This window comes from Brevibacterium sp. AGC70, from assembly GCF_057334195.1.
This window is the reverse complement of record NZ_JBHFIH010000009.1, coordinates 282986-286354: the sequence shown is the minus strand read 5'-3', so window position 1 is coordinate 286354 and position 3369 is coordinate 282986. Positions and strand designations below refer to the sequence as shown.

General features: G+C 62.4%; 2 protein-coding genes. Both read left to right on the top strand.

Annotation, left to right across the window (positions count from 1 at the left end):
* Positions 1–35: 35 nt before the first annotated feature.
* On the top strand, positions 36–1583 hold the full coding sequence (gene pyk, locus ACE03M_RS06785) for a pyruvate kinase (protein WP_485933239.1): 1548 nt from the start codon (positions 36–38) through the stop codon (positions 1581–1583).
* Between the two features lie 249 nt (positions 1584–1832).
* Positions 1833–3227, top strand: a complete 1395-nt coding sequence (locus ACE03M_RS06780; RefSeq protein WP_485933238.1) for a dicarboxylate/amino acid:cation symporter — start codon at positions 1833–1835, stop codon at positions 3225–3227.
* Positions 3228–3369: the final 142 nt, after the last annotated feature.

Here is a 3369-nt window from a genome sequence, read left to right as displayed (position 1 = left end):
CCCCCCCCCCCCCCGGTACAGGTAGGGTGGTGTGCATGAGGCGTGCAAAGATAGTCGCAACATTAGGTCCGAATCAGAACTCCTATGAAGAGATCCGCGCGCTCGTCGACGAAGGCGTCGATGTGGCCAGATTCAATCTCAGCCACGGCAAGCGGGAAGAACACGAAGAGAAATTCGCCTGGGTTCGCCAGGCCGCACTCGACACCGGCCGCGCCGTCGCGTTGCTGCTCGATCTGCAGGGCCCGAAGATCAGGGTCGGCAATTTCGTCAACGGCAAGGAAGAGCTGGTCGAAGGCGCAACCTTCACCATCACCAACCGCGACATCGCCGGCACAGCCGAGGTCGTGAGCACCACACTGTCGACTCTGCCGAGCGATGTGTCCGTCGGAGACCCGCTGCTCATCGATGATGGGCGCCTGCGTCTGCGTGCCACCGAGGTCACCGACACCGATGTCGTCACCGAGGTGGAGATCGGCGGAACGATCTCGAACCACAAGGGCATCAACCTTCCCGGTGTTCCGGTCTCCGTGCCGGCGCTGTCGGAGAAGGACATCGAGGACCTCAAATGGGGTCTCAAGCTCGGCTTCGACTGGGTGGCGCTGTCCTTCGTCCGCAGTCCCGAGGACATGGATGATGTCAGGGCAGTCATGGACGAGGTCGGCATCTCCGCACCCGTCATCGCCAAGCTGGAGAAGCCGCAGGCCGTCGATCAGCTCGATGCGGTCATCGATGCCTTCGACGGAATCATGGTCGCCCGCGGCGACCTCGGCGTGGAGCTGCCCCTGGAGCAGGTTCCGATCGTGCAGAAGCGTGCGGTCGAGATCGCCCGTCAGCAGGCCAAGCCCGTGATCGTGGCCACACAGATGCTCGAAACCATGATCGATGCGGCCAGGCCCACTCGCGCCGAGGCAAGCGACTGCGCCAACGCCGTCCTCGATGGGGCCGATGCTCTGATGCTCTCCGGTGAGACTTCAGTGGGCGATTACTGGGTCGAAGCGATCCGGACCATGAGCCGCATCATCGAGTCGACCGAGGAGCACGGCATGGAGCGGATCCCGCAGTTGGGCACAGTTCCTCACACCAAGGGTGGGGCCGTGACAGCCGCAGCCGTTCAGATTGCTGAACAGCTCGACATCGATCTGCTGTGCACCTTCTCCCAGACGGGTGACTCCGTACGCCGGATGTCGCGGCTGCGTCCCGCCTGGCCGATCCTCGGCTTCACCCCCGATGCTCAGGTTCGCCACCAGCTGGCGCTGACCTGGGGTGTGCGCCCCTACCTGGTCAAGACCGTGCGGCACACGGACCAGATGGCCAGACAGGTCGATGCCGTGCTGCTCGCGGACGGAACCGCCCACGAAGGTGATCAGTCCATCCTCGTGGCCGGGTCGCCTCCCGGAATCCCAGGGTCGACCAATGCTCTGCGCATCCACACGATGGGCGATGCCGCCAAGGGCGTTGCCGCTGCCTACGAAGACTCCTCGGACGATGAGGAAGATCCTTTGGCCGGATACGGCATCGTCTCCGAAACGCCGGTCACTCATGAGGTGCCGATCATCAAGGAGAACGGCACGCCGAGGCACTGAGGCTCTCCGAAACGGCGGCTGCCCCTTTCCGGGGCGGCCGCCGTTGTCGTGTGTCGATGTCATATGTGCGAGCAGCCACCTGAGCGGTTGGCGCCAGTGAGAGCCACTTCACTTGGACTTGCGGAATTTCTGAGATTGCTCAACAGTTGTGCTGTGAGTTGAACATTGCCTGAATTGAGATTCGCTCGAATTGAGCAGCATTCGGGTAGAGCATCATTCGGAAACCGACAGACGAAGAAGAGGAATGGCATGAGATTGCCCAAATGGAGCCGATCATTCGGGGTGCAGGTCACCATAGCCCTGATTGCGGGCGTGATCCTCGGGCTGATCGCCCGATCCTGGGGTCCGGTCAGTGAGGGCCAGGACAACTGGCTCGGTCAGACCTTGGATACCATCGGTTCATCCTATGTGACACTCCTCAAGGCGGCCGTCGTGCCCCTCGTCATCACCGCGATCATCGCCAGCATCGGCAATCTGCGCAAGGTCACGAATGCAGCCAGGCTCGCAGTCTCCACGCTTCTGTGGTTCGCCTTCACCGCGCTCATCGCCGTTCTCATCGGACTCATCCTCGGTGTTGTGATTCAGCCGGGTACGCACGCGGACGCGGCATCGTTGAGCGGTTCCGCCCCTGATTCACAAGGCAGCTGGATCGGCTTCCTGACTGGTCTTGTGCCCGTGAACTTCCTCGGCCTCGAGGTCGCGACCTCACCCGATGAGGCCGGCGGTCTGGTCTCCGAGGTCGACTTCAACATCCTTCAGCTCATCATCGTCTCCGGTGCCATCGGCATCGCCGCGGTCAAGGTCGGCAAGGCGGCCGAACCCTTCCTCCAGTTCGTCGAAGCGGCCTTGGCCGTCGTGCAGAAGGTGGTCTGGTGGATCGTTCGCATCGCACCGATCGGCACCCTCGGCCTCATCGGCAACGCGGTCAACTCCTACGGGTGGTCGACCATGGGTTCCCTGCTATGGTTCGTCGTTGCCGTGTACGTGGGACTGGCGATCGTCTTCTTCGTCGTCTATCCGACACTGGCCAAGCTCAACGGCCTCTCAGCTCGCCAGTATTTCTCCGGTGTGTGGCCTGCCGCCCAGATGGGTTTCGTATCCCGGTCATCGATCGGCACCATGCCTGTGACCCAGAAGGTCGCCACCGACAACTTCGGCGTTCCGCAGAGTTACGCCGCCTTCGCAGTCCCATTCGGGGCGACAACGAAGATGGACGGCTGTGCCGCGATCTATCCGGCGATCGCCGCTGTCTTCGTGGCCCAGTTCTTCGGAATCGATCTCACGATCGTGCAGTACTTCCTGATCGTGTTCGTCTCCGTCATCGGCTCGGCCGCAACGGCCGGAACGACCGGTGCCACCGTGATGCTGACGCTCACGCTGTCCACTCTCGGACTGCCCCTTGAAGGTGTGGGTCTGCTCCTGGCGATCGAGCCGATCGTCGACATGGGACGCACAGCGCTCAATGTCTCGGGACAGGCTCTCGTCCCTGCCATTGTGGCCAAACGTCACGACATCCTCGATGTCGACCGCTATGATGCTGCTCGTGTAGACGGCTATGTGCCGGTCGATGAGGTCTCAGAGGAGAGCGCCGGCGATTCCGATGAGGCCGAACTCGAACAGCCCTCGAGTGGAGCGCGTTCCTGACTCCTCTGGGCATCTGGCCGGCATGAGCATTTGGCTCATGTCGGCCGGAAATGTCTGTCGAGCTGTTGCGGCGCAGAGAGCTTCGCTGTCGGCCGAGTTCGCGGAGAAGAGTTACCGGCGAAATGAGTGAAGGGGGGGGCGG

Excerpts from the sequence above, each read along its gene's own strand:
- pyk (WP_485933239.1), top strand. The coding sequence starts at position 36 with ATGAGGCGTGCAAAGATAGTCGCAACATTAGGTCCGAATCAGAACTCC.
- ACE03M_RS06780 (WP_485933238.1), top strand. The coding sequence starts at position 1,833 with ATGAGATTGCCCAAATGGAGCCGATCATTCGGGGTGCAGGTCACCATA.